This window comes from Cerasicoccus frondis (genome assembly GCA_031296915.1).
Lineage (GTDB): Bacteria > Verrucomicrobiota > Verrucomicrobiia > Opitutales > Cerasicoccaceae > Cerasicoccus > Cerasicoccus frondis.
The window spans coordinates 45,761-69,480 of sequence record JAVDPC010000017.1 but is presented as its reverse complement, the minus strand read 5'-3'; the positions used below and the strand labels follow the sequence as shown (position 1 = coordinate 69,480).

General features: G+C 55.9%; 22 protein-coding genes. 13 read left to right on the top strand and 9 right to left on the bottom strand.

Going from position 1 to position 23,720, the window contains the following annotated elements:
- The first annotated feature begins 6 nt into the window (after positions 1 to 6).
- Complete coding sequence (locus RBB63_RS13820) at positions 7 to 2,283, top strand: S8 family serine peptidase (RefSeq protein WP_309385248.1); 2,277 nt, start codon at positions 7 to 9, stop codon at positions 2,281 to 2,283.
- 6 nt (positions 2,284 to 2,289) lie between these two features.
- On the opposite strand, the gene RBB63_RS13815 is transcribed toward RBB63_RS13820, so the two are convergent.
- The gene (locus RBB63_RS13815) at positions 2,290 to 2,664 is read right to left on the bottom strand and encodes an NADH-quinone oxidoreductase subunit A (RefSeq protein WP_309385246.1); all 375 of its coding nucleotides are present in this window, start codon (positions 2,662 to 2,664) and stop codon (positions 2,290 to 2,292) included.
- Between the two features lie 275 nt (positions 2,665 to 2,939).
- Between RBB63_RS13815 and tmk the strand changes: the two genes are divergently transcribed.
- Positions 2,940 to 3,584 (top strand): dTMP kinase, encoded by a 645-nt coding sequence (gene tmk, locus RBB63_RS13810; RefSeq protein WP_309385244.1) that lies wholly within the window; start codon positions 2,940 to 2,942, stop codon positions 3,582 to 3,584.
- On the opposite strand, the gene RBB63_RS13805 is transcribed toward tmk, so the two are convergent.
- Positions 3,581 to 4,966 carry a carbohydrate porin gene (locus tag RBB63_RS13805; protein ID WP_309385242.1) on the bottom strand — a complete coding sequence of 462 codons (1,386 nt, stop codon included), beginning with the start codon at positions 4,964 to 4,966 and terminating at the stop codon, positions 3,581 to 3,583. The two genes, tmk and RBB63_RS13805, sit on opposite strands and share 4 nt — an antisense overlap.
- 113 nt (positions 4,967 to 5,079) lie before the next feature.
- Entirely contained in the window at positions 5,080 to 6,438 is a 1,359-nt protein-coding gene (locus tag RBB63_RS13800; RefSeq protein WP_309385240.1) for a diadenylate cyclase, read from the bottom strand.
- Between the two features lie 28 nt (positions 6,439 to 6,466).
- Here RBB63_RS13800 and RBB63_RS13795 point away from each other — a divergent pair, with 28 nt between their 5' ends.
- Both RBB63_RS13795 and RBB63_RS13790 read left to right on the top strand, forming a co-directional pair.
- On the top strand, positions 6,467 to 7,009 hold the full coding sequence (locus RBB63_RS13795) for a MotA/TolQ/ExbB proton channel family protein (RefSeq protein WP_309385238.1): 543 nt from the start codon (positions 6,467 to 6,469) through the stop codon (positions 7,007 to 7,009).
- On the top strand, positions 7,006 to 7,488 hold the full coding sequence (locus tag RBB63_RS13790; RefSeq protein ID WP_309385236.1) for a dihydrofolate reductase: 483 nt from the start codon (positions 7,006 to 7,008) through the stop codon (positions 7,486 to 7,488). The genes RBB63_RS13795 and RBB63_RS13790 overlap by 4 nt, the downstream gene beginning before the upstream one ends.
- Positions 7,489 to 7,661: 173 nt before the next feature.
- On the opposite strand, the gene RBB63_RS13785 is transcribed toward RBB63_RS13790, so the two are convergent.
- The 3 genes from RBB63_RS13785 to nadB form a co-directional block, all read right to left on the bottom strand.
- Positions 7,662 to 8,117 carry a hypothetical protein gene (locus RBB63_RS13785; RefSeq protein ID WP_309385234.1) on the bottom strand — a complete coding sequence of 152 codons (456 nt, stop codon included), beginning with the start codon at positions 8,115 to 8,117 and terminating at the stop codon, positions 7,662 to 7,664.
- 92 nt (positions 8,118 to 8,209) lie between these two features.
- The gene (locus RBB63_RS13780) at positions 8,210 to 9,151 is read right to left on the bottom strand and encodes a YHYH protein (protein ID WP_309385232.1); all 942 of its coding nucleotides are present in this window, start codon (positions 9,149 to 9,151) and stop codon (positions 8,210 to 8,212) included.
- 29 nt (positions 9,152 to 9,180) lie between these two features.
- The gene (nadB, locus tag RBB63_RS13775) at positions 9,181 to 10,815 is read right to left on the bottom strand and encodes an L-aspartate oxidase (protein ID WP_309385230.1); all 1,635 of its coding nucleotides are present in this window, start codon (positions 10,813 to 10,815) and stop codon (positions 9,181 to 9,183) included.
- Positions 10,816 to 10,958: 143 nt separating this feature from the next.
- On the opposite strand from nadB, the gene RBB63_RS13770 reads away from it, so the two are divergent.
- A complete protein-coding gene (locus RBB63_RS13770; RefSeq protein ID WP_309385228.1) occupies positions 10,959 to 11,501 on the top strand; it encodes a thioredoxin family protein in 543 nt (180 codons plus the stop codon).
- Positions 11,502 to 11,597: 96 nt separating this feature from the next.
- Here the strand turns inward: RBB63_RS13770 and RBB63_RS13765 are convergent, their stop codons facing one another.
- Both RBB63_RS13765 and RBB63_RS13760 read right to left on the bottom strand, forming a co-directional pair.
- A complete protein-coding gene (locus RBB63_RS13765) occupies positions 11,598 to 12,374 on the bottom strand; it encodes a hypothetical protein (RefSeq protein WP_309385226.1) in 777 nt (258 codons plus the stop codon).
- Between the two features lie 63 nt (positions 12,375 to 12,437).
- The gene (locus tag RBB63_RS13760) at positions 12,438 to 13,448 is read right to left on the bottom strand and encodes a glycosyltransferase family 9 protein (protein ID WP_309385224.1); all 1,011 of its coding nucleotides are present in this window, start codon (positions 13,446 to 13,448) and stop codon (positions 12,438 to 12,440) included.
- A gap of 43 nt (positions 13,449 to 13,491) precedes the next feature.
- Here RBB63_RS13760 and RBB63_RS13755 point away from each other — a divergent pair, with 43 nt between their 5' ends.
- The 8 genes from RBB63_RS13755 to RBB63_RS13720 all read left to right on the top strand — a co-directional run bounded on the left by RBB63_RS13755 (position 13,492) and on the right by RBB63_RS13720 (position 22,562).
- Positions 13,492 to 14,514 (top strand): glycosyltransferase family 9 protein, encoded by a 1,023-nt coding sequence (locus RBB63_RS13755; RefSeq protein ID WP_309385222.1) that lies wholly within the window; start codon positions 13,492 to 13,494, stop codon positions 14,512 to 14,514.
- Positions 14,511 to 15,305: a glycosyltransferase family 2 protein gene (locus RBB63_RS13750; RefSeq protein ID WP_309385220.1), complete on the top strand. Its 795-nt coding sequence runs from the start codon at positions 14,511 to 14,513 to the stop codon at positions 15,303 to 15,305. The genes RBB63_RS13755 and RBB63_RS13750 overlap by 4 nt, the downstream gene beginning before the upstream one ends.
- Entirely contained in the window at positions 15,302 to 16,108 is an 807-nt protein-coding gene (locus tag RBB63_RS13745) for a glycosyltransferase family 2 protein (RefSeq protein WP_309385218.1), read from the top strand. The genes RBB63_RS13750 and RBB63_RS13745 overlap by 4 nt, the downstream gene beginning before the upstream one ends.
- The gene (locus RBB63_RS13740; RefSeq protein ID WP_309385215.1) at positions 16,105 to 16,788 is read left to right on the top strand and encodes an HAD-IA family hydrolase; all 684 of its coding nucleotides are present in this window, start codon (positions 16,105 to 16,107) and stop codon (positions 16,786 to 16,788) included. The genes RBB63_RS13745 and RBB63_RS13740 overlap by 4 nt, the downstream gene beginning before the upstream one ends.
- 400 nt (positions 16,789 to 17,188) lie before the next feature.
- Positions 17,189 to 17,476 (top strand): hypothetical protein, encoded by a 288-nt coding sequence (locus tag RBB63_RS13735; protein WP_309385213.1) that lies wholly within the window; start codon positions 17,189 to 17,191, stop codon positions 17,474 to 17,476.
- A gap of 135 nt (positions 17,477 to 17,611) precedes the next feature.
- Entirely contained in the window at positions 17,612 to 20,380 is a 2,769-nt protein-coding gene (locus RBB63_RS13730; protein WP_309385211.1) for a phosphoenolpyruvate carboxylase, read from the top strand.
- Positions 20,381 to 20,422: 42 nt separating this feature from the next.
- Positions 20,423 to 20,821, top strand: a complete 399-nt coding sequence (locus RBB63_RS13725; protein ID WP_309385209.1) for a hypothetical protein — start codon at positions 20,423 to 20,425, stop codon at positions 20,819 to 20,821.
- A gap of 145 nt (positions 20,822 to 20,966) precedes the next feature.
- Positions 20,967 to 22,562, top strand: a complete 1,596-nt coding sequence (locus tag RBB63_RS13720) for an NAD(P)/FAD-dependent oxidoreductase (protein WP_309385206.1) — start codon at positions 20,967 to 20,969, stop codon at positions 22,560 to 22,562.
- Between the two features lie 288 nt (positions 22,563 to 22,850).
- Here the strand turns inward: RBB63_RS13720 and RBB63_RS13715 are convergent, their stop codons facing one another.
- The gene (locus RBB63_RS13715; protein ID WP_309385204.1) at positions 22,851 to 23,681 is read right to left on the bottom strand and encodes a hypothetical protein; all 831 of its coding nucleotides are present in this window, start codon (positions 23,679 to 23,681) and stop codon (positions 22,851 to 22,853) included.
- Positions 23,682 to 23,720 lie beyond the last annotated feature (39 nt).

The window sequence follows — 23,720 nt, the reverse complement described above, 5'->3', positions numbered from 1 at the left end:
TAATTTATGCGGAGGAGTCTACCCATCGTCAGCGGTTACATCGTAGCGGTCTGTTTTGCGCTTTGGTTGGCGCTGAGCCAGAGCTCGGTTGCGCCTACTACTGAGGCCACTCGTGCGAGCGTAACTCCAGATACCCGGGGCGAAGCCAAACCACCGCACTCCAGCGAAACAGCCAAAGCCGGAGAAACGATAGCCGCTGAAATTGCGTCGTCTTCCAGCGATGGCCAACCCGCACGCCGCAACCCCATACTCGCTGAAATCCTTGACCGCTCCGAATTGCTGGACGCCCGAACCGTGGTCAACACTGACGGCAGTCGCATCGAAAAGCGACTCTACCGAACTCCGGAAAAATATCCGCATTGGCGCGTGGAAACGCATTGGGACGAGTACGGTGAATACCAGCGCGACATCGTGGAAGTCGCCGACCACCTGATCGCCCGCGCGCCACTGGAGTCCATCGAAGCAACCAAGCTCAAGCTGGAGCGCGCTGGCTTGACGATTCGCAAACAACTCTTCGCGCCAGGACACTTATTGGTGAGCGGCCCTGAACCCAGTTTAGACGCCCTGGAAGTCATCCAAAACCGCTTGGCCCAAAGCGACGCCGCAAGCGACATCGAGCACGCCGAAACTGACCCCATCGTCTTTGCGATCGCGACGACTCCAAACGACACCCGCTACAGCGAGCAGTGGATGCACGACACCTCCGCCGAGGATGGCCCGCACATCGGCTCACCCGCCGCATGGGATGTCCAGACCAGCGCAGCGGACATTGTCGTCGGCGTGATCGACACCGGCATCGACCATTCCCACGTGGACTTGGCGGCGAACATCTGGGTCAACCCCGGAGAGATCGACGGCAACGGCATTGACGACGATGGCAACGGGCTGATTGACGACTACCACGGCTACGATTTTTACAACGACGATGGCGACCCCATGGACGACAATAACCACGGCACCCACTGTGCGGGCATCATTGGGGCCGTTGGCGACAACGGCATTGGCGTCGCAGGGGTGGCTTGGGAAACCCAGCTCATGGGGTTAAAGTTCCTCTCCGCCTCTGGCGCTGGCAGCCTGTCGGACGCATTGAATTGCATTTACTACGCCTGGTTTATGGATGCGGACCTGACCAGCAACTCCTGGGGCGCCAGCGGTGAAACGCATTTTCTGTTCAGCGACGCGATTCGCCTTTCGAATATCCCCTTTGTGGCGGCGGCTGGCAACGAAAGCGAAGACACTGATGCGAATCCCCACATGCCATCGTCCGACGACGAGGAAAACATCATCGCCGTAGCCTCGCACAATCGCTACGACAGCTTCTCGTATTTCAGCAATTATGGGGCGACGTCAGTGGATTTATCCGCGCCCGGTCAAAGCATCCTGAGCACGGTGCGCAACAATGGCTACAGAAGCATGAGTGGCACCTCGATGGCCACTCCTTGCGTCGCAGGCGCCGTGGCCTTGCTCCTCCAGCATGAGCCTGACTTGAGCCCAGCCGAGGTGAAAGCCCAGTTACTGGCGACGGCGACGCCAGTTGACTACCTGGCGTCGAAAACCGTATCGGGAGCACGGCTCAACCTGGCAAATTTGCTGGGCGCAGGTGTGGTGAACATCCCGGAATTCACCAGCAGCGACAGCGCACGTGGATTCATTGGCGAAGCATTTTTCTTCAGTGTCACTGCGGACAATGAACCAACCAGCTTTGACGCCTCGGGCTTACCTGACGGGCTGAGCATTCACGCCGTCACTGGGGCGATTACGGGCTATCCTTCAGCTTCCGGCGACTATACTGTAACGCTGACCGCCGCCAACGACGCTGGCGCCGCCGAGCAAACCTGGCTCCTCGACATAGGCAATGAACTCGACCTGTGGGTTTACGAAAACATCAGCGAAACGGGCTCGGGCGACGATATTGAAAATCAAGACGCCGACGAGGACGGTGTTTCTGACCTGATCAACTACGCAACTGGCACTTACAGCAGCACGCAGAGTCGCGAGAACTTGCCATCGGTCGGCTCAGACAACGGTCTGCGCACCCTCCTCTACACCTATCGTCGGTTGGAAGGTTCTGGCGCGGGCTCATCGGTGGCCGGTTACACCATCGCGGGCATCACCTATACCGTGTGGCTCAGCGACGACATGACCAATTGGGAAACCGGCGAAAGCGTCTTGGAAGAAATTGAAGCGCTATCGAACGGAGACGGCACGGAAAGCATCACCTTGGCCAGCCGCGTGGACGCGCCATTATGCTTCTTTAAGCTCGAAGTAACCCCGGCGCAGTAGCCGAGATCAACGCTCCCACTCCAAACCCTTTTTCTTCATTTCGTAGACCAACCCAAGCGTCAGCACGAAGAGGAAGAACAGGATCGGCCAAAAGTCCAAAATACCAACAGCAAGCAGCTCGCGGTAAATCATGACCCACGGAATCATGAAGACCATTTCAATGTCGAACAGGATGAACAACATGGCCACGACGTAGAACTTCACGCTGAACTTCGGGTGCGGCTTGCCCTCCTCGAGCATGCCGCACTCATAGGCAGAGTCCTTGACGTAGTTGCCCCGCGCACGCTGGCCAAACATATGGCTAGCAATGAGGATTGCCGCTGCAATCACCACAGCAAGCAGGATCTGAATCAATACGGGCAGGTAATCCACCAATTCCATAGACGCCTAGGAAAGCATCCCCTCCGCGCATGGCAAGCGGGATTTTTTCTGTTTTAGGCAGAAGGCAGATGGGAGAAGGCAGAAGGGAATAGATGGAGTGGTTGCTGCACGGTGATGAGTTCTTTTATTGAGCAAGCTCTGTGACCTCCGGCTTTAAATCCTTCTCGACCCTTCTGCCTTCTCCCATCTGCCTTCTGCCTATTCCATCTCCCCTTCTCCCATCTGCCTCACCAAAAATACTTGTGACCACCGGACACACTTGCTTTCTTCAGCACATGACGCAAAGCGGAGGCATTTTTATCTCCTTTGAAGGCTCGGAAGGCAGTGGAAAAAGCACTCAAATTGCCCGACTCGCCCAACAATTTGAAGCCATCGGACGCGAAGTCGTGCAGACTCGCGAGCCCGGCGGCACCAAGCTCGGCGAAGAAATTCGCCACCTGCTCAAGCATGCAGACGCTGGCTTCGGCATGTTTCCCGAGTCCGAGCTCCTGCTCTTTGCCGCCAGCCGCGCACAGCTTGTTCGCGAAGTGATCCTCCCCGGTCTGACCGCCAATAAGGTCATTTTGAGTGATCGTTTTTTGGACTCCACCACGGTTTACCAAGGAGTCGCGCGTCAATTAAGCGAAGACCCTGTGAGCGCAATCAATGGCTTCGCGGTGGGCGAGGCCATGCCCAAACTGACCATTGTGGTGGATGTGCCGGCCGAAATCGGACTGGCGCGCGCAGCCAAGCGCGCCAGCGATTTGCCAGACCGGATGGAGCAGGAAAACATCGAGTTTTACCAGCAAGTGCGCCAAGGCTACCTGGACCTCGCAGAAGAGCAGCCCGACCGCTTTTTCGTCGTCGACGGAACACTGCCGATTGACGAGTTGGCCGATCTGATTTGGGCTGAAGTCAGCCAGCATTTCAGTCTGGGTTAAAATTCCACCGACGACTGAAAGCCTATCACGAAGGCGTCGCCATACTGATTCGCCCCGCCAGGATTGATAATGTATTGGATGTCCGGCTGGAAGGTGAACCACTGGTTCACCTGGATCTGGTAGGTTAATTCGATGACGGACTCAAAATTTTGCCCCTGGCGCCCGCGATTACGGCGCGCCTGAGCCAGGTCGTCGCTGAAGTCGCCATACACGTAGCCCAACGCCAGAAAGTCATCTTGGCGGTTGGGGATAATCGCGTCCCAACGCACGCCTCCGTAGACGGAATATGGCATTTGATTCACGCGCTCATCGGGCGCAATGCTGACCACAAACCACGGGGTAATGCCTGTCTTCTTCCCATGAGAATTGACGCCGTTGGCGTAGACCATTTGGTCAAACATCCAATACAGGCCCCATTTACCGTCGACACTCGAAGGGACTCCGGGTGAGGACGGAAGGAAGGTTTGAAAATCTCCCGTCACGTAGTAGCCGCCCATAGAGTAGTTGCCCGGCAAGCCGCGTTGCCCGCTGATCTGCAATTGCGGCCGCCAGCCAAACATCCCCATCAGGTAGGCGTTCTCATAGTCAAAAGACCAGTCAAGGCCATGCGCGCTGTTGCGGGTTTGGTTGGGCTGCTTGGCGCCGCCATAGAGGCCGCCCTGCACAAAGAAACTCGATTCCCGAGGCGTGTATTTCACGAAGCCGCCCCAGGTGGAATTCGGGTATGCATACATTGGCGTATTGAGAAAAATCGAGACCGGGTTGCCGTCGAAGGCGTTCTGCACGTAGCTCCAATACACCGGCCGAGAGAGAAAGTCATCCCCCTGCGCAATGCGGCCTACCTTAATTTGGAGTTGTTCATCGAGCAACATTTGCCGCCAATAAAAGGCGTAAAGCCGGAGGTTTTGCCCACCGTAGATTTGCTGTGTCTGGAAGACATTGCCGATGTAGTGGTTGGATAAGCTTTTGCCGGAGCGCCAGACAGCGGAGGTATAGAAATTTGCCCCATCCAAGCCGATGAGTTTTTCCAAATCTACGTCCATATCTAAGCCCAGCGAGCCAGTGTAAGTAAACCCCTGGTCCCGCCCGCCGCTGACATTGCCCAAGCTATCGGTGACGAATTTCATGGAAACCGTGACGCCCTCTCTCGCCCAGTCATCCCGGTAATAGCCGTCGCCAAGCATGTATCTGTAGCGCCACCAGTCATCAATAGAATCGGGAACGGTGGCTTCCTGGTGGTGTTCAAAGAAATCCACCATCTCTTCGTGCCGCTCCTCTGCCGTCACAGAATACTCAGAGTAGGCGGCATACACTGGGCTCGCCCCCAGAATGGTCATCAGGCACAGTCGCCCAATCGGGCGCCAGGCTTTGGATTGGTTCATGCTCGCTGGTGTTCGGGGTTACAACGACCACAATGATCCTCAGGCCAGAATGTTAAGTAGTTTTAGGGGTCTCTGGCGTGGGGAATCATGGTGGTTAACAAGCAGGGAGTAGGCTATAAATCGCGATTGGTGTTGCGCTCGATCAATGGCAACATCTGGCCTCGCCGAAACAGCGTGACCTGCCCGGTGCTGGCCGACACCACCAGCGCAATGCAATCCGTGGCCATCGAAATCGACGCGGCGGCGGCATGTCGCGTGCCCAGGCCACTGGGTAGTTGCTGGGGTAATTCATTGGCGTGGATGAGCGTGCCCGCAGCCTCCAGCACGCCATCGCCCCGGATGATGAATGCGCCGTCGAGGAGCGAAAACTCCTTCACGGTTTCATCCATGAACGGGTTCAGGATATTGCGCTCCTCCGCCTCGTAGCCGAAGAACGGGTTGAGCACGAGCTGCTTGGTGTGCGGACGCACCTGCTGGGAATCACCCAGAACGAAAAGGGAGCCAACGGGTTTGCCTTCACGGCCCTCGACGGACAGCTCCGTCGCAATCGCCAGCACGCGCTCCAGCACTTCCGGCTTTACCGCGGCTGGCAGCATGTCTGTCTGCCGTGTCAGCACGCTTTGGAATTCACGCTCGACGTCGACGACGACCAGCGTGTCAAATTGGTTGCTGTGCGGCAAGCCACCGACGCAGCAAAGACGCTCGTTGTGCTTGATAATGCCGCGCGTCAAGCCGATCAACATGGCGCTACGCAGTTGCGACAGCCGACTGTGCCCGAATGAGCGCGCCGGAATAATCGCGGTGACCGTCTTCGTGTCGAAAGAAGCTTCCGAAGCCGACTGTGTGACCAAAATCGTCTTCATGTCGCCGAAGGGCTCCGTCAAATCCACGCCGCCAATAAAGGTGTCGCCAAAGACCATGATCGCCGAGCTCTGCGAGCCTTTGGCCACCTTGACGGCCTCTTTCAAGATAAGCCGATTAAACTTGTTGTCCTTGGTGCCCTGCTTGGTTCCGCTACCGCCAAAGGTGGACGCCACCGAATCACGCAGCTCGGTGATGTCCTTGGAACTGGTCATCTTCTCCACGACGCCCGGCTCCTGGAAGGTGCGCGCCAGCGAGGCGAGCACATTCAGGTAGGACTTCTCCTTCTCGGAAGCGAGCAAGAGGAAGATCAACCGCATATCGCGGTATTCGTCGTGCCCTTCAAAATCCAGCCCACGCGGGCAGCGGCCAATGGCGAACTGATAAGGACGCTTCATTGGAATACGCACGTGGGGGAGGCCAATCCCACTGCCCAAATACGTGGTCATCGTCTGCTCGCGTTCAATCAGCTCGCCCAGCAGCTGCTTTTTGGTCATGCCGGCCTCCTCGGGAAGCTTGCAGACTTCAAGCAATTCTTTGAGCGCGCCTTCCAAATCCGAGCTGACGATGTCGATGATTCGGGACTTGGAAATATACCGGTCTAGTCGCATGAAGGAGTTTTGTTTAAAATGGGGCAAAATGGCCCAACTGACAACCTTTTTCTTTGGCTATCAGGCAGTTATTGATCTCAATTTTTCCGGGCGCAATGTCGAAATCAACGATTTGCAGAAATTCCGTTGCCAACGCAGTGTAGCGCCAAATGATGCCGTTAAGTACTCCCCCATGAACAACGAATCTGGAAAATCGCTCGCGCAATTCGGCGCCTGGATGCAGCTCGGCCCCGTAATTGGGCTCATCGGAACGATTATCGGAATGCTTGGCGCCTTCAAAGACATCTCAGACGGCGGGATGGGCGAGCCCGAAGCGCTTGCCGATTCCATCAGCCTTGCGCTCGTCACCACGGCAATCGGCTTGGTCCTGGGCCTGATAGGCATTGTCCTGCTCGCCATAGCCCTGTTTGGCTGTCGCTACCGCGCCCCCTGGTTTTACACATTCCTCCTGGTGATCTCCATCATCTGGATGTTGAATTTCCCGATCGGCACGATTCTCGGCGTTCTGCTGCTCCTCTACATATTGAATCGGAAAGACGAATTTCAAACGCAGCCGCCCACGCTTTCATGACCCAAGTTCACACCAATTGGACCGCCATCGCCGCGATGGCTGAAAACCGCGTAATCGGCAACGGCAACGCCATTCCCTGGCGCTTGTCCGAGGACTTTAAATTTTTCAAAAGGACTACGATGGGGCATGTGCTCGTCATGGGGCGCAAGACGTGGGACTCCATTGGCCGCCCCCTGCCCGGCCGCGAAACCATCGTCATCTCCCGCAATGCGCAACCCGATGATGTCCCCGGCGCCACAATCATCCGCTCGCTGGAAGCGCTGGAGCAATTCGATGCCGGTGATCGCAAAATCTTCATTGCTGGCGGCGCGGAGATCTATCGCCAGACACTACCGCTGTGCGCCGAACTGCTATTGACCCGCGTTTACGGTCAACCAACAGGCGACGCCTTTATGCCAGAATTTGAGGAGCTGTTTACGCCTGCGGAAACGCTGTTACAGTTTCCCGAATTCGAAACGACTCGCTTGGTCAGGAGGTAGGATTAGGTTCTGTTCGAAAAGGTGGAGCCCGGTGTCCCTACCGGGCTTGCTATTGCCACTCCGTCAACCCGCTGGATGAAACAAGCCCGGTAGGGACACCGAGCTCCACCTTTTGAAATAGCTTTTTTGCATTTTCGAACACTCCCTAGCGGCTTGAATGAGAAAACCGCGCTCTAGAAATCGCCTTCCTTGGTTTCCATGGGCACCTTGTTATTGGTGCGCAGGAGGAAGACAGGCTCTTTGTTTTTGATCCAGATTTTCTGCTCCTTGGCAATGCGCGCGGGAACGTGCTCGCAGACTTCGGCGATGGTCTTCACCGGCATGCGGCGGCCCTTCTTGCTCATGTTATATTCGTAGGCGCAGCGGAACAGGCGTTCCTCGGTCACGTAAACAGAGTCTTCCTCGGGTATCTGTAAAATCCAGCCGACGACGTCCACGCCCTCTAGCTTGCCCTCGGGGTCGGAGACCATCATCACAAACTGCTTCTTGACGGGCGGCGGCTTCTCCTCTTCGTCAGCTTGCGCCTTCATCTCAAGATTAATGTCCTCGATGACCTGGGCCACAGTGCGCACATCCAGGCCGTTGCGGGTCATCACCATCTTCACTAAATCTACATCGACTTTCGCCATAGCCCGCTAAGCTCGCGCACACCTCGCCCGCTGGCCAGAATTTTTTCACCTCGGGGCGCAAATTGTGCCGATTGGCGGCGCCAGATTGCGAATTAATATTGGCGTCCGGGTGGAGGAGGCCGCATTTGACCACCGGGCCCACTCGAAAATCCGCCTGGGCGATTGCCCCGCTGGCCTCCGTGAGGCGACATATTTTGCTGGGACTTGCCAAAGCTCTGATGAGGCTCTCCCAGGAAATACCGCGGCACGAATGGAAATGCTTCCGTCAAATGATATTGATACGTGCCCTCTGGATATTCGGCCGTGGGCCCGTATCGGCCATTGAGCCAATCCAGATCACCCGACTCGGCAACGTACTCGTAGTCGCGGGTATAGGTTCCGTCGATTGTGCCACCGGGGCCGCCTTCACGCTGGCCTTCCTTGAGCCGCCAACTGGATTTCATTCCCTCAAGATAGTAGATCGGGTAGCCATCCGCCGCCCAGCCGATCAGCATGGGGTGTTCCACGCCCGCTTTGGGATCCCTCTCTTGCAGTTCCTTCACCAGCCCCCAGGGAATCCCATGATAGTGATACATGCCACTGGGCTGAACATGGGCATTACTTGAATCGACCCCAAGGTGATCGGCATCGCCTTCAATGATCGCCTCCTTGCGCCACTGGCGGTTGTTTTGCCAAAATTCCCCGGTATTCGGATCGAACGGCACGCCATTCAAGGCCACCCCAAACAAATAACCATCGTAAGGTTGGGGCCGAGCAGCGCGCTTCGGCGCCAGCGGAACCTGAAAGGAGAACGACTGCGCGCTCATCCGGTTAGGGTTATTCCGGTTGGGAAATTGCCCGGTTTCATGCCCGGGCAGGTCTTTGGATTGGATAATCAGGTAATCGCCTTCTTGCTCAATCGAAACATCACCGAGGGAAGGGGCATCAGAGATTGCGGAGTCGAGATCAACATCTGGACCGTGCGAGTGGTCACCGTGCGCAAACAGCAAAGCAACGGGCGTCAACAGCGCCACAGTTAGAGTTAGCGTTTTCATATCAATAGACAATAACACTAATTATCGGTTCATTGTTGCATTAATGAACCACTTTTCATCGAAGAATGAAGCTGCACCACGCTGTCATCTGACTTCGGCAGCCTTTCCTGGTAATCCAAGGTGTAGTGCAGCCCGCGTGATTCCTTGCGCTGCAGAGCGCAGTCGATGATCAGCTCGGCGACTTGGATGAGGTTGCGCAACTCAAGCAACGACGCATCCACTTTAAAGTTCCAATAATATTCTGTGATTTCCTGCTGAAGGTTGGCCACGCGCGTCTTAGCGCGGCGCAAGCGCTTCGTCGTTCGGACGATGCCCACGTAGTCCCACATGGTGCGCTTCAATTCGTCGAGGTTGTGGGAAAGGACCACGCGCTCGTCCGGATCACGCATGTCGCCATCCAACCAATCAGGCAAGGTGGGCGGCGATTTTGGCGTGCTTTGTAGCAGCTCCAGCGTCGTCTTGACTCCGTCCCGCGCCAGCACACAGGCTTCGAGCAACGAATTACTCGCCAGGCGGTTGGCGCCATGCAGGCCCGTGCACGCCACCTCGCCACAGGCCAATAAGCCCTCGATGCTCGTGCGCGCCTTAAGGTCGGTCTTCACGCCGCCACAAAGATAATGACAGGCCGGCACGACGGGAATCTTGTCCTGCGCCATGTTCACGCCTTGCTTAAGCAGCGCTTCGAAAATGGTTGGGAACCGGTCGCGCAAGCTTTCTTCGGACTGGTCAGTGATGTCGAGCCAGAGATGCTGAGCGCCGCTCTTTTTCATTTCGCTGTCGATCGCCCGCGCCACGATGTCGCGCGGAGCGAGGTCTTTGCGTTCGTCATAGCGACTCATGAACGCCTCGCCCTGCAGGTTGCGGAGGATCGCCCCCTCGCCGCGCACGGCTTCCGAGATCAAAAACCGCTCATGCGTGTAGGTAAACAACGAGGTCGGGTGAAACTGAATGAACTCCATGTTGCGCACTTCGGCGCCAGCGCGATAAGCCATCGCAATGCCGTCACCCGTCGCAATGTCAGGGTTCGTCGAATACTGATAGACCTGCCCCACTCCACCCGTGGCGAGCATCACTACGCGTGCCGCAAAGGTCTCTACATCACCTTGTTGCGAATCCAGCACATAGAGACCAACGACTCGATTGGCCGATGGCCCCATCGACATGCCCTTGCGGCGAAGTTTTTCAAACGTAATGAGGTCGATGGCCATGTGGTGCTCCAGCACCTCGATGTTCTTGCAGGCGGCCACCGCGTCCAACAGCGCGGCCTCAATAGCGGCCCCGGTCAGGTCTTTAACGTGCAGGATGCGGCGCTTGCTGTGCCCGCCCTCGCGGTGCAGCGATACACGGCCATCACCAAGGTGCGTGAAGTCGACGCCGAGCTCAATCAGCTCCTGAATGCGCGACGGGCCGTCGCTGATGATTTCCCGAACGACTGCTTCATCGCAAAGCCCATCGCCCGCTGTCAGCGTGTCTTTGACGTGCAATTCGAAGTCATCCGTTTGCGAAGTCACGCTGGCTATGCCACCTTGGGCATAGTTGGTGTTGGATTCAGCGCGATTCTTCTTCGTGATGATCGCGACCCGGTGGCCTTCACGCCCAATCCCCAATGCATAACTCAGCCCGGCAATGCCAGAGCCGACTACAATGACGTCAAATGTCTTCAAAAATTATCGAAATGGTTTATTTGCAACGAGTAAAGCAATCTAAACTGTAAGACTGTCCCAAGAAAATCAATAGCATATGTATTTTTTCTGAAAGGATGGAATATTTTCCCCGACTGCATGTCCTATAACTAAACACCTATATTATGAAAAATCTGCTCTTCATTTTCGCCTTCCTCGCTGTCAGCGCAACCCTCTACATGAGCGGCAATGGCTCTTGTGCATTTGCTGGAGCGCCCAGCGCTGCGTCAGCGAAATCTGACGCCAGCACCGTTTCCATGGACCAACAGCCCAATGTCCCTGAAGGCTGGGTGACTGACTATCAGGGGGCGCTCGCCGAAGCCAAAAAAGACGGCAAGGCAGTCCTGATCGACTTCACTGGCTCAGACTGGTGCGGCTGGTGCAAGAAGCTCGACAAGGAAGTTTTCGACCAAGCCGCGTTTGAAGAATACGCCGAGCAAAATCTCGTCCGCGTATACTTGGACTTTCCTTCCAACAAGCCACAAACCGAGACTCTGAAGAATCAAAATGAGGAACTCGCCAAGCAATATGGTGTCCAAGGATTCCCAACGATCTTAGTTTTAAATTCCGACGGTGACGCCCTGGCCAAGATTGGCTACCAGCGCGGCGGCGCCGAAAAATATGTCGAGACCCTCAAGGAAATCATCGACACCCCGGAAAAGTCATAAATTTCAGTCAGTATAGTAGAGTAAAGTTAGCAGCAGAAAAAGCGTCGGTTCGAAGCGAGCCGGCGCTTTCTTTATGGGGTGAAGCTTAGGAAATTTCTATTTCTTTTTAGTATCTTCTATGCCATTGGGCTTTTTGCCAAGATTAGCCATTCTTTCCATCATAGGAACAAATTTGTCCATCGATTCAGGATTCTTAAGCATTTCCCCAAATAGTTGCATCCCAAGTTCTTGGTTTCGTTTATCTTTTTCAAACTGCAATTCTTGAGCACGAGAATTTCTCATTTCTAAAATAATATTCGCTAGCTCAATTAGATACTGTTTTGCCTCGACTGTTTCTTTCTTTATTTCACTGCAAACGTCCAAAACACTAATTAGATCATTACCTCCAGAATCATTAGCTGAATTCGAGTCAATTCGCCCGAACAAAGCCTTATCCATCGCGGATAGTTCGCCTTCTAAGGACTTAGTTATATGACCAGACAACTCACTCTGAGCGCTTTCTACGAAATCAAGCTCTAGTTGATAAAAAATTGTGCGATAGTCGCTCAAGTCAAAAGGCAATTTTTGCCCTTTCTCCGCTAACAACACAAGCGGTTTAGCGATTGCCTGCCTAACTCCTACCTCATACATTACATTTGCATTTGTGTCCGTAAGATCAGCCAAAACACAATCCGCATTAACGATTTCTCGAATTATTTGATTCGTAATTTTTCCTGGCTCAGCAATTTGATCGCTACGTATGATCTCAAGCCTTTCATCCTCATCACAGACTGATTTCAGTGCAGGATTTATGATATGCTTTAGAAGTTTATCTGATCTAATGCGCTCTGCGCTATCAGAAGCACCTATTGGGCATGCTATAAATACTCTCATTTGGTACTAAAAATATACAGTAGATAGCTATCACGCTTATCGATGTCAAAGCAACATATTATACTAACGTTTCAGGAGATCTCGATATGAAAGCCCTTGCAGACCATTCGGCGACTCCTGGCCAAACACCACGCGATGCTCGGCTCCGGGCGGCAACCACTCGACCTTGCCTTCATAATCGCGAAACCAGGATACCGTCGGCGTGTTCATCATCAGCGCCAAATGCAGGGCGCCAGAATCCCCACCAAAGTGCGTTTCGGCGCGGCCGATAACCTCCGCCAATTCCAGCAGCGAAAGCTCGCCCGCAAACACCTTCCACGGCTGCTCGGGTAAGCGGCTAATCAACTCAGCGATCTTGCCCATTTCCCGTTCATTGGGCGCGCAGGAAAGGACCACCTTCGGGCCGTTTTTATCCGCGATCAGCGCGGCGACGAGTTTGGCAAGTTCATCCATCGGCAGCTCTTTTAAGTCCTGCGTGGTGCAGGGGCTGATGTGCAGGTAGCCGCGCTCGCCAGCGAGCTTGGCGTCAACTGCCGCTTTAACTTCAGCGGGAATTTCCACCGCAAAGCCTGGCTTTTCGCCGACCGGCACACCGGCGGCCTTGAGACAATCCCAGCGCTGGATAAACACCGGGCGCCCCCCCTGCCCCACATCAACCGAATGCGTGAAACAGTATTTCCAAAATGCCGCAGGCTTGGGCGGCACGCGACCCAAGCGCCATTTGGCGCCGCTAGCGCCGGTCAGGATGCTCGAGCGGTCGGAACCATTGAGGTTGATTACCGCGTCGTAGCCGCTGGCGCGCAGCTTCTTAACGCGGCCAAAATCCTCGTACCACTTCGGCCCTTTCGGAAAACGCGGGTAGCCCAGAATCACATCGACGCCCGGCACGACTTCGAGAATTTTCTTCGCCTTCTCCTCCGCCATCACGTGCAGTTCCGTATGCGGCCAAGCCGCGCGAATCGCATGCAGCGCAGGCATCAAGTGGACCGTGTCGCCGAGGAAGCCCAAATCGAGCACCAGCAGGCGTCGCGCATCGCGCGCTTGTTCATAGAAGCTTCGGCCTTGCTCGTTCATTGCTTAGTCGTTTTGGTGGAGTGCTTTATCGAAAGTAAATACCGTGGGACGCGAAAAAATCCTGGCAATCAAATTCAAGTTTCTCGGCGACGTGGCCATCATGGTCCCGGCGCTCAGGATGCTGCGCCAACATTGCCCGGACGCTGAAATCCACGCCCTCGTCGCCGCCGAGGCCGCTCCGTTGCTCGAACGCCTGGACTGGATTGACAAGGTCTGGAGCCTCAAGCGCACCCGCGGCAAACTGCGCATCCGCGACAGCCTGCCGCTGATTCGTCAACTGCGCGCGGAAAACTTCGACCGCAGCGTGGACTTTGTCGGCAATGACCGCGGCGCGGTGTTGTCCCGCATGATTGGCGCCCGCGCACGCTTGGGCGTCATTGCCCCCAAAGGCTTCGCTGGCCGGGCCAAGTGCTACACACAAAGCATCGAAGAGCTCGACACCACGCGCCACGAATGCGTCCGCGACGCCTATGTGCTGTCTGCATGGGACGTGCCCTTCGACCGGCAGGCGCTGACTCTGGAGCTGACGCCCGACCCCGCGCTCGCCGCCGAAGCCGAAACAATATTTCCCGAGCGCTGTATCATCGGGCACCTGTCCACGAGCCAACCCAAGAAAGAATGGCCCATCGAACATTGGGTCGCGTTTCATGCGCTGATGGCTCAGGCTGGCGCCGATATCGTCTTCACCGCCGGCCATACGGAGCGCGAGCAAGCACTCCTGAAGGCGTTACAAGCCGCCTTGCCCGAAGCGCGCTGTTTGCCTGTTTTCTCCTCACTGGAGCTGTACATTGCAACCATCTCGCGCGCCTCGCTGTTTGTCTCGCCTGACACCGCCCCGCTACACTTGGCCGCTGGTCTCGGTGTGCCAACCGTCGGTTTTTTTGGCCCCACGGCATCCTCACGCTGGGCGCCACTCGGACCGCATAATGTGAGTATCCAGGGAGATCCCTGCCCTTGCAGCGGGCATTTGAGCGTGTGCGACCAACCGATCCCCTGCATCAACACCGTCTCACCGGAATCCGTTGCAGCAGCTGCCTTGGGCCAATTGAAAGGGGCAATGCGATGACCAAGCTGCCCCTGTCGGTCTGTCTGATTGCGCACAACGAGGCCGCGCGCATCCGCACCTGCCTCGACAGCGTGAAGGATTTAGCGAGCGAGATCATCGTCGTTTATAACGACTGTACGGATGGCACCGAGACCATTGCCCGTGACGACTACGGGGCCCAGATTTTCGAAGAAACCTGGCACGGACACCGCGATCAGAAAAACATCGCCCTCGCCAAAGCTACCCAGCCCTGGACGCTCTGCCTCGACTGCGATGAGGAGCTTTCGCCCGAACTGGCGACGCAAATCCGCACCATCATCGAGGCGGATGATCCGGCGTTTAACGGCGCATCCTTCCCACGCAAAGTGTGGTTTCTTGGGCGCTGGATGACGCACGGCGATTGGTATCCAGACCGCTCCCTACGCCTGATCCGCACCGGTAAAGGCCGCTGGGCGGGCAGCCGCGAGCACGACCGGATGGACCTTGAAGGGCCCGCGAAAAAGCTCACCGCCGACCTCCATCACTACACGAACCCGACGCTCAACGACCAGATCGAGAAGATAAATTACTTCGCGGACATCTACCTGCAGCGCCAGCTCGACGCTGGCAAAAAATGGTCGCTCAGCCACGCGATTCTGCGTCCACCGTGGCGTTTTTTCCGCGCTTACATTTTGAGGCGAGGCTTCCTCGACGGCTTCCCCGGATTTTACGCTGCGGTGCTGACTTCATTCGCGGCTTTTGTCCGCCACAGCCGACTTTACGAATACGACACCACACCGGTCGTCCGTGAGAAGTTCCAGCCCAAGCAATGAGCGATCATCCCACCATCGGCCTGGTGATCAACACCTACAACGCGCCGCAAAAGCTCGACGCCGTCTTGAAGTGGCTCGCCGCAGGCACGCAGCGGCCTGATGAGCTCATCATAGCCGACGACGGCTCCAAAGACGAAACGCGTCAACTAGTTGAAATGTGGCGACACAAGATGCCGCTCTGGCGCCTGCGCCACGTCTGGCAGGAAGACAAGGGCTACCGCCGCTCCCGCATCCTCAACCTCGCCATTGCACAAACACACGTGGACTACCTCGTCTTCATCGATGGCGACTGCTTGCCGTTCAAGCATTTCATCGCGGACCACCAGAAAATCGCCGAGCGAGGAACCTTTGTCCAAGGGCGCCGCTGCTTTGTGCCCGAGCGATTTGTGGACAAAGTAATGGCGGGCAAACTGTCCATCGGCCAACTATTCGCCGCCGGTTGGCTGGAGGGAAAATTTAAAGCCATTCGCTGGCCGACGCCCATCGTGAAGCGCAACCGCGAGTTGCACGGCATTCTCGGCTGCAACCTTGGCATGTGGCGTGACGACCTCGTCGCCGTCAACGGCTACGACGAGTCCTACGAAGGTTGGGGCGCCGAAGACTCCGACCTCGCTGCACGCCTGTATCATCACGGGTTGGAGCGGAAATTCGTCTATGGCCGTGGTCAGCTCGCGCACCTGAACCACCCCGAGCTTTCCCGCGACCGCTACGACGCCAACAAGGCAAAACTCCAGGTGACCATCGATGAAAAACGCGTTCGTTGCCCACTGGGTTTGGACCAACATTTGGAGGCCCAGGCATGAACCTTGAAGGCATTCAGGCCATCACTTTTGACGCGGCGGGCACCTTGATCGAGCCCTACCCCAGCGTGGGCGAAGTCTACGCCGAAGAGCTGGCGAAGCTCGGTTACCCGCTTTCAGCAGACCTACTCAACGACCGCTTTCGCACGAGCTTCAAAGCGCAAAAGTCGTCCAAACCCGAAGTCGTGCTCGACCGCGACAGCTGGCGCGCCATCGTCGCCGGAACGCTCGCTGGGCTCACGCCAACTGATACGTTCGATGCGCAATTCGATGCGCTGTGGAACGCCTTTGCCCAGCCCGAGCGCTGGCGTCTGCTGCCAGGAGTCGAGTCCACCCTCGCACAGTTGCACGCTCACGGGCAACGGCTGTTCGTGCTGTCGAACAACGATTCCCGTCTGCGAGGCATCATAGACGGCCTGGGTATCGGGCAGTATTTCGAAGCCATTTTCATCTCGGCCGAACTCGGCGCCGAGAAGCCGAGCCCTCGCATATTCGAGCTCGTCCGCGAAGCCATTGGCGTGGACGCGAGCGAGCTGCTCCACGTGGGCGACAGCCCGGTCGAAGACATTCAAGGCGCGCTGGACGCCGGTTGGTGGGCGGCTTTGGTGGGGCCGAAGGCGGGGCTACCCCATTCCGTCGACTCAGCTTCAGCAACAACTATTGCCGATTTATTCGCGACTTGAGTCATCAGGTACTCTCTGAAAATTATTTTGAGGATCGACGGTATAGTAGGAATGAAAGGTCGATGTATTCACGTAAGGAAGCTCATCTGCGATATCGATTTCCCCCCGTGCTACATGCACCGGAACCATGGCATCCATAGATCGGCAAAAAAAGTAATGATACTCTTCATCCGAACCTAAATAGCACAATGGGGAGAGAAATGGACCTTTATTTCTTTGATGCCAGTTCGCCAATTCTGTAGCCGACCAGTTGCCGCCAGTCTGGCAACCGTAAAGACTCAAAATTAGCAGAACTAGAATCAAACACCTGCCGATCATTGAGAGAGATAAAAATATTGCATTGCTGCGTGCAAGGTTTTGCCAAAGATTACGTCTTAAAGAAAAAGGTCTTTTCTAGAGCATGCTTCTCGCAACTTACAAATGGTTCACCCGCAAATTCTTAACGTGCCGCGACGCGGCGCGTTTGGTGTCGGAATCCTGTGAGCGCGAACTGACCTTTGGCGAGAAAGTGAAGCTGAAAATTCTCTGCATCATGTGCCCCTACACAGCTCGCTACGACAAGCAGGTCGATCTGATGCACGACAAACTCGGCGCCTGCTGCGACGACATTGGCGAGCATGCCGTGGCTGATGGCATGCCCAGTGATTGCAAAGAGCGCCTCAAGGCAAAGCTGGCTGCGCCTGAGTAATACCCGACGCAACGGGACAATACACATTGTCCTTTGCAAGCGCCTGAAACGACTTTCTCGGAGGAAAAATTCGATTCTTGGTTGCTCGCGCCTGAATCCTGCTATACCTGACCCTTCGAGTATTTTTTGCTACATATGAGTCTACGCGAAGCATTTTCCACTACCAAACGAGTCCTGGGCAAACCCTACCGCGACCTGGAGTTTCTCCTGATGTCGCTGCAATCGGTGCTGATTAAAAATGGCGAAAGCGAAATGGCCAACGCCATTCCGTGGATCGGCGGCAAGGAACTGGCGGTCGACGACATCACCCCCAAGCACGTGCAGTTGTATTCGCTGATCTTCCAGCTCGTCAACATGGTGGAAATCAACGGGGCTGTGCAAGCCCGCCGCACCAAGGAAGAAATTTCGCTGGACTCCGTGAACGGCCTGTGGGGCATCAACATCAAGGAGCTGGTCGACGCTGGCCTCTCAACCGAGGAGATCCTGGAAGCCTTGCGCGAGGTGGTCATTGAGCCCGTTCTCACCGCCCACCCCACCGAGGCCAAGCGCGCCACGGTGTTGGAGCACCACCGTGAGCTCTACCTGCTCTTGGTGCAGCGTGAGAACTCCATGTACACCAAGGACGAGATCGACAACGTTAACCACAACATCGAGCTCGCCCTCTACCGCCTATGGAAAACCGGTGAAATTTACCTCGAAAAGCCCGACATTCAGGACGAGCTACGCAACATCCTGCACTACCTGACCAACGTTTTCCCGGAAGTCCTGCCAATCATCGACCGCCGCTTGTTGCAGGCCGCGCAGTTCAGCGGCATCAGCATTGACGACGTTTGCTCGAACTACAGTTTCCCGCGCCTGACCTTTGGCAACTGGGTCGGTGGCGACCGCGACGGGCACCCGCTCGTGACGTCAGACGTGACCAAGGAGACGCTGATTCAGCTGCGCTTGAACGCCTTCGTGGTCATTCGTCGCAAGCTGATTCGCCTGGTGCAGCGCACGAGCTTCAGCGTCAGCTTTGAAGACGCACCTGCTCCCCTGCAAGCGCGCGTGCAAGCCATGATCGAAGAGACCGGCGCCCGCGGACAAGCGGCCTTCGAACGCAATAAAGGCGAAATCTTCCGTCAGTTCATTAGCTTGATGATCTCCAAGCTGCCCGTGGAAACCGCCCGCGGCCACGCCACCCGGCTCATGGAACTTGATGGCGCTTACATCCACTCACTCCAGCTCAAGGAAGACCTGCGCCTCTTGCAGGAATCGCTCATTGATTACGGCGCTAAGTCCATTGCCTACGACGACGTGATCTCCGTCATGCGCGTAGTCGACGCCTTTGGTTTCCACCTGGCCTCACTCGACATTCGCCAAAACAGCGCATTCCACGACCAAGCCATTGAGCAGCTCCTCGAAGCCTCCCTGGCCGAAGACACCGCTTTTGGCAGTTGGTCTGAGGAAAAGCGCTTGGAGTTCCTCGAACGCGAACTGCAGTCCGCGCGTCCCTTTACCCACGACTCCGCGGTGCTCGGCCCACAGGCATCGGCCGTCATGGATTGCTACCGCGTCGTGGCCAAGCACACCAAGCAATACGGCACAAACTGTATCGGCTCGTTCATTGTCAGTATGACGCGCTCGGTCTCGGACTTGCTCGCGGTTTACCTGCTGGCGCGCGAAGCCGGACTCACCCTGATGAGTGAGGATGGCATGGTCTGCCAAATTCCAGTCGTGCCCCTGCTCGAAACCATTGAAGACCTCGAGAACGGCACGCAGATCCTCGGCGACTTCCTTGACCATCCCATGACTCAGCGCACGCTGGCCATGCTGCAGGAGAAATATCAGCAGAAGCAGCCGACGCAACAGGTCATGGTCGGCTACAGTGACAGCAACAAGGACGGCGGCATCCTCGCCAGCCAGTGGAACCTCTACAAAGCCCAATACAAGCTGACCGAAGTCGGCGAAACCAAGGGCGTGAAAATCCGCTTCTTCCACGGCAAGGGCGGCTCGATCAGCCGGGGCGCCGGACCGACACATTACTTCATCAAGGCGCTGCCGCACACTGCGCCCAACGGTGACGTGCGTCTGACCGAACAGGGCGAAACCATTGCCCAAAAATACGCGAATCCCGTCAACGCCGCTTACAATCTGGAGCTGCTCGCCGCCAACACGCTCAACAAACTGCTGAAGGACCGCAAGGCCCCGCGCAGTTTCCATCCTTTGGCCGACACCCTGGAGCGCCTGGCCAAGTCATCGCAGGACCACTACGAAGCGATGATGCAGATGGAGAACTTTATCCAGTTCTTCCGCGGCGCCACGCCCATCGACGCCATCGAAGTCAGCAAAATTGGTTCGCGCCCAGCCAAGCGCACGGGCATGAACACTTTGGACGACTTGCGCGCGATTCCGTGGGTATTCTCCTGGGGCCAAAACCGCGCCAACATGACCAGTTGGTTTGGCGTCGGCAGCGCCCTGAACGATTTGGAAAAAGAAAATCCGGATGGTTACACCGAGCTCAAAACAGCGCTCAAAACCGACCCGTTCATCCGCTACGTTTTCACCAACATCGACACCAGCCTCGCCGCGACGGACGAAACCGTTTTCCAGCTCTACATTGACTTGGTCGAAGACGCGGAAATCCGCGAACGCTTCCGCAAGGTCTTGCTCGACGAGCTGAAGCTCGCGCGCCATCACATGGAAAACATGCTGTCTCGGCCCATCGAGCAACGTCGCAAGAACCACTACTATTCCAACCTGCTCCGCGCCTCGCTGATGCGTTCGCTCCACGACAAGCAGGTAGCGCTCCTCAAAACCTGGCGCAAACAACGCGCCGACAAAGACCCGGAAACCGAAAAGACGCAGACCGAACTCCTGCTCACGATCAACGCAATCTCCAGCGGAATGCGGAACACGGGATAACTCGGGTCGAGACTGGATTTTTTGAGGGTAGAAACTACAGCATTGATTCTCGCATTTCTCGGCCTGATGGCTGGCTGCGTCACGAAGGAGGAAATTGAAAAACCCGATGCACAGGTTAGTTTTCAAGTCTCTGGCAGCGAGGTATACATTTTGGAGTTCCAAACAAATTACGGTAATGAAAAAGAAGAACTTTTCATCCAGAAATTCAAGGAAGGCTTTGAGGATCGATTGAATAAGCGAACAAGTAAAGACCGCGAGGACGATACTTTTGCAAAATCAAGCTACAATACCGGATATGCTGCAGCGCTTAGCACATTCCGGGCGACAGAAGGTAAGGATCCAGATGGAAAATATAGGATAAGAAAGTTCCCGCGCGATCCCAACTCCTTGGCCTCAAAAACAGAATTATCTATATATGTTGAAAAAGATAGTCACCAGTAATCGCTGAAATTGATCATTCACTAAACAATAACTTTTTGAGTTCTGTATCGATCGTATATCAAGTAGAAGCTATAGTCTACTCGACACAGGCATGTTAACTTAGTCTTGTTCCCGGCGTAATTCTCGCGCATCACTGCAGGCACGAATGCCTGATTCCGATTCCAACCCTGCGCCGCTTTTAGTGGATATAATCCTGCCCATTGAGCAATCCGACGAGACGGATGCCCAACGCGCGGCGCTGGCCGCGAAGCTGGATGTGAGCATTGAGCGCGTGGTGGATTTTCGTTTGCGCAAGCATTCGATCGATGCGCGGCAAAAGCAGATTAAGGCGCAACTGCGGTTCGAGGTGGGGCTGGATCAGCCATTACCGCCAGAGCCCATGCTGGAGCCGAATTATCCCACAGTCAGCTCCACCGCGAAGACGGTCATTATCATTGGTTGCGGTCCTGCGGGGTTGTTTGCCGGGCTGCGGTGTTTGGAACGCGGATTGAAGCCGATTCTACTGGAGCGTGGCAAAGACGCCTCGGCGCGCCGTTTTGACCTCGGGCCCATCCTCAAGCAGGGCACTGTCATCGAGGACTCCAACTACTGCTTTGGCGAGGGCGGCGCCGGCACTTTCTCCGACGGCAAGCTCTACACCCGCGCCACCAAACGCGGCCCCGTCCGCACCGTGTATGAGACCCTCGTAGCCCACGGCGCGCCAGAACGCATCCTGGTCGACGCCCATCCGCACATCGGCTCCAACCTCTTGCCCAAGGTCGTCATGGCGATGCGGGAGTCGATCATTGCGGCAGGCGGCGAGGTCCATTTCGGAGCCAAAGTGACCGACCTCCTCATCGCCAACCAGCAAATGGAAGGCGTGCAAACGGCCGACGGACGCACCTTCCGCGCCGACCACGTCATCCTTGCAACGGGCCATTCCGCGCGCGACATCTATCAGCTACTGCACCGCAAGAGCATCCTGCTGGAACAGAAGCCGTTCGCCGTCGGCGTCCGCATCGAGCATCCTCAACCGCTGATTGACAGCCTCCAATACCACTACCCCAAGGGGCAAGAACGACCACGCTATCTGCCGGCCGCCAGCTATCGCTTGGCGACGAAAATTGATGATCGTGGCGTCCATTCCTTCTGCATGTGCCCGGGGGGATTCATTGTGCCAGCGGCGACCGAAAATGACGAAGTCGTGGTCAACGGAATGAGCCTTGCACGCCGCGATTCACCCTACGCAAACAGCGGCATGGTCGTGACCGTGGAGCCGGAGGACACCGCTCCATTCCAGCGTGAGTATGGCGTGCTGGCGGGCATCGCATTCCAGAAGCAACTGGAAACAACGGCCAAGCGAGCAGGCGGCGGCGGACAAGTCGCGCCCGGACAGCGGGTGACGGATTTCCTGCAGGGCAAGGACTCCGCGTCCCTCCCCGGCGCCAGTTATTTTCCAGGCATCAAACCCGCCCGCATCGACGAGTTGTTGCCGGCGTGGATCGTCAGCCGCCTGCGTCGCGGGCTGAAAATATTTGGTCAACAGATGCGCGGCTACATCACCGAGGATTGCAACCTAATCGGCTTTGAAACGCGCACCAGTTCTCCCGTGCGCATTCCCCGCGACCCCGACAGTTTGCAGCACCCTGAGGTCATGGGGCTCTACCCCTGCGCCGAGGGCGCCGGTTATGCTGGCGGCATTGTCAGCGCCGCGTTGGATGGCATTCGCTGCGCGGACGCAGTCGAAGCAATAACCAAGTAAACGTTAGAGCACTTCTCATCTAGATTGGCCGAGTCAGGTGGGTTAGAGATTGGATGCAGCGCAAGGCGGCTTTGATTGAGCGGGCTGGAAGCCCGTGATTGAAATGCCAACGCCGCGAACTTCCAATCTGGCCCCAAGCCCTAAACCGAGTGCTTTTCCGCGCCAGCGTTGTTGGCTTTTCGCTCACAGGCTTCCAGCCTGTGACGCTCAAGCCGCCTTGCTGGACACGAAAAATCACTGCGACCTGATCGGCCAATCTAGATGAAAAGTGCTCTAGGCGTTATCTATTTAAGACTGGTTTCTCCGCCTGTAAAGCAAGGCCGCACCTAAGGTGAAGGCAGCAAAGCATAATGCATAGGTGGACGGCTCAGGAATGCCAGGCAGCTCGATCAAGTCATCGCCGCCTCCCGAAGTTGTGGTCGTTATCAGTTTTTCAATTTCTTCAACTTGCTCATCAGTAAAGCTATCAAAACTTTCGATTAGGTCATATAAAATTGCCACCTCACTCAAGCTTGCAAGGTATACATGGTAGTACTGGGTGGTTTCGAAATCGGCGTATACAGTTGATCCGATCTCATAACCGGCGAATGTCCACTCGATATCGCCAGTAGTTAAGGTGAGTTCAGTATAAAAGTCACTATAGCTACTGAAATCGATGTCATCTAGCGTATAGCCGGTCGCCTTAGCGAAGAAAGTCATCGTGTCAGACTCCGAATAATCGCTTGTGGTATAGGCTTCCGGCCAATAAGCCCCATCTGCGTTCGTTTTAAACTCATAAAAGTCGAAACCGCTGGAGTAAGTGCTGCCCGAATCAAAGTAGATTACATCTCCAGTCCCGAAGCCTGCGATGAATTCACGACCGCCCTCATACTCTGGGCTATTCTCCACGGTTCCATCTTTGTTATAATAGCGTTCTCCATCAGTGCCCAAACCGATTGTATCAACCGATGAGCTTAAAAAAGAGATACTTCCACTGGTGGGGTTAAACGAAGTTTCAAGGGATTCCCAAGTGAGGGCTTCAGAAGACTTAGACCAATTTGTGTCACCGGCCTTGGTGATCTGGGTCCCATTCATCATCATGTACAAATTACTGTTGTAATCGAAGATGTAGAAATTCATGTGATGACTGGCAGTGCATACGGATGCTCCACACACCAG